The sequence below is a fragment of the Flavobacteriales bacterium genome (genome assembly GCA_013214975.1).
In the GTDB taxonomy this organism is placed as follows: Bacteria; Bacteroidota; Bacteroidia; order DT-38; family DT-38; genus DT-38.
The window spans coordinates 1-2,978 of the sequence record JABSPR010000427.1; the positions used below are offsets into that span (position 1 = coordinate 1).

4 protein-coding genes are annotated in these 2,978 nt (G+C 34.5%); all 4 read right to left on the reverse strand.

The window, feature by feature from the left end; all coding sequences use genetic code 11:
- Positions 1-424 precede the first annotated feature (424 nt).
- Positions 425-1,321 carry a bile acid:sodium symporter family protein gene (locus HRT72_13275; protein ID NQY68679.1) on the reverse strand — a complete coding sequence of 299 codons (897 nt, stop codon included), beginning with the start codon at positions 1,319-1,321 and terminating at the stop codon, positions 425-427.
- A 9-nt stretch (positions 1,322-1,330) separates the two neighbouring features.
- The gene (locus HRT72_13280) at positions 1,331-2,083 is read right to left on the reverse strand and encodes a hypothetical protein (protein NQY68680.1); all 753 of its coding nucleotides are present in this window, start codon (positions 2,081-2,083) and stop codon (positions 1,331-1,333) included.
- A complete protein-coding gene (locus HRT72_13285; protein ID NQY68681.1) occupies positions 2,046-2,492 on the reverse strand; it encodes a hypothetical protein in 447 nt (148 codons plus the stop codon). Before HRT72_13285 ends, HRT72_13280 begins: the two co-directional genes overlap by 38 nt.
- Before the next feature lie 59 nt (positions 2,493-2,551).
- The coding region (locus tag HRT72_13290; GenBank protein NQY68682.1) for a hypothetical protein at positions 2,552-2,978 on the reverse strand (427 nt) is incomplete at its 5' end.

Below are 2,978 nucleotides of genomic sequence, written 5' to 3' on the forward strand. Positions count from 1 at the left end.
GAAAATTAGTATAACAGATAGAAGTAATACTCTCATGTTTTTATTTACGACCTCAAATATAGAGAAATCTAAAAGATGTTTAAAAGCGCTTATTGAACTAGAGCGAATTTAATTCGCTTCTCTGTTTTTTTTAAATAGAGCATAATCTGTTGCGGTAACTCATTAATTAAGAACATAAGCACGCAATATTTAGCCACCTAGAAATATTTCAGAATATGCAATAAAAAGCCCAGGTCTTAAAAACCAGAATTTAGAATATACTTAATGTATTAAACTAAAACCAATTTTAAAGCCATCTGTAAATTAATTACCAAGAAAATAAAAAGTCCGATATTATCACATTTGGAATAAAAGGGAAGAACTTTAAATATGGGAAACTTCGTAAAAACTAAGTTTGGTTCATGAAAATTAATATTGGCGAAATTTAAACTGTTTCGCCAATATCTTCACTTTCCCGATTTACCAACTTCGCATATATGGTTGCTGCAATTCCACCAGTAAAGAACATTAGTACACCGTAAATAGCAGGCCCTAAAATTATTTCAGGATATGCTATTAATGCCCCCATTGTACCAACAGCCATCGCTAATGTTGCATTTTGAATTCCTGATTCTATAGATATAGACACTCTCTGTCTCAGGTTTAATTGGAATAACTTACCGCTAAAGAGGCCTAAGAGCATGCACAATACGTTTAAGCCTATTACACCAGGACCAACAATAGGAAGTGCTACTGCGAGTTTGTCCTTGTTGGCTAAAACAGCTCCTACTATTATTAATGCCATAAAAACAGCCGAGATTATCTTAACTGGATTCTCCATTTTATTTGCGAAGCTTTCTTTCTTGCTCCTTACAAGCATTCCTATAGAAACTGGAATCACAACGATTAATATCATTTTCAAAAAAGTCGGAAGAAAAGGCAAGCTTATATCTCCTTGTGATTGCATAAAATAACCTAGACTAAAGTTCACAATTAACGGAATTGTAAAGACAGTTATTAAACTTGAAAAAGCGGTTAAAGACACGGAAAGGCCTATATCTCCTTTGGCCAAATTGCTAATTAGATTAGATGTAGCCCCTCCAGGGCAAGCTGCAATAAGCATTAAGCCAACTGCATACTCTTCTTTCATTCCAAGAATATAAACCAGAGACAAACCAAGAATGGGTAATAAAATCAACTGATTCGTTAACCCTATTAATATTGATTTCGGATTGTCTTTCATTCGAATGAAATCCTTTATTGTGAGTGACAATCCCATACCGACCATGATAATGGCGATGGCTACATTTAGATAAAAACCTATAACTGCTGGATCTTTCATGTACTTGTATTATTTGACATTTGTTAAGTCGAATCGATAGAGCAATTTAACTTTAAAATATGCACCATCACCTGATATCTTATCGATTACTTTTCTATCGTCACCAAATTTCATGAAACTCATGGCCCAATCCATTTTATCTCCTTTTGCATATGTCTTGTAGTTCGTTCCAATCAAGTAACCTCCTCCCACTTGTATTACCATCGATTTTGTTAGATAGACATCTACAAATACGCCTAAATCGTTTTTAGAACGCTGCACATAGCCTCCACCATTTTCGGTTGACATTGCATAAGAAGTAATCTGGCCATTGAATAACGCCCCCAGAGTTAACTTTTTATGCGCTTTAAAAAGCACCGTTACTTCACGTGGTAAGACTCCTAGAATCTGTAGCTTTTTGTTCACCTTCCAATCCATACCGATTAAAGGAACTAAGAACAATCCAAACTTTTCGTAATTATAATACAAGCCAAATTTATATTTGAATGTTTCCGATTTCTTCAAACTGAAAGTAGAAATCAGTCCATATTGAAAATGGCCTTTATCCACATTCGTAAAGTCTGTATTGAATCTATTTAGTGTTATAAAATCGGCGGTAAGCTTATCCGAAAATATCTTATGAAGTCCTACAGGTAGAGTAACGTTGTAAAAATGAAATCGAGTATCGGCAGAATCAACACAGAAGGAATTATAGTTAGCACCAACAATTACAGCATCTCCATTTTTAAAGAGAATTGGAATCTTTAGATTGATTTTCAACATAAGTGGCCTTCCCTTTTTCTAATTCTTCAATAATCTCTTCCCTTAGTTTCGACAGCTCCGAAATACCTTCTGCATCTCTCGTAAAAATTTTTATAAACTTCCAATTACTCTTTAATCGATAGAAGCGAACTGCATATTTTAGAGAAAACAAACCGGAAGGATAAGACAACAAAACGGTTAACATCAACATCCATTTTCCATACAAAGCAAAAGCCAATATTCCAGAAATAGAATAGAAAAGAAGGAAAACCAAAAGACCGGTTGCTAATTGAAGGGATCCTCTGAAATCTCCTCGATTCACAAACTTTTTAGAAATCTGACCGGTAACTTTAAAAGCCGGATAATTCAATAAAGCTCCTAGTAAAAAAATGGGAAGAAGAACTATCAAATATAATATTGAAAAGGACACATTAACTTTCTCGTCTCCTCTAACCTGCCTGTCTCTTAAATTAAGATCAGATAATTTATTTAAGTAGGTGTTAATTTTAGCTTGAAGTGAATTACCCTATCCGGATCATTCTTCTTAAAAAAAGTAACGGCCTCAACTATGGCCTTACTCAACTGGAAATTATGGAGCGCCGATGGCATATCTCCTTCTGAATCTTCTCGCAGTTTGCTCCTGTAAATCTTCTCTATATTTTCTACCAACTCATCCATATTTTCATCCTCAATTACAATTGTATTCTCTTCGAGTCTTTCCTTTATAGTATTAGTAAGTTCGGTTGCTGCCTTTCTTTCATTTTCCAGAAATGTCTCTTTATAATCCGAGACTTTTATTGGCTCACCAACATTAATTAAAAGGTCATTATAGTGATGATGCGGGTCGGAATAATTAACGCCAATTGGAATAATTGTGGTGCCTAAAGCAAAATCGTTCTGCGCTTCAACTCCTAAA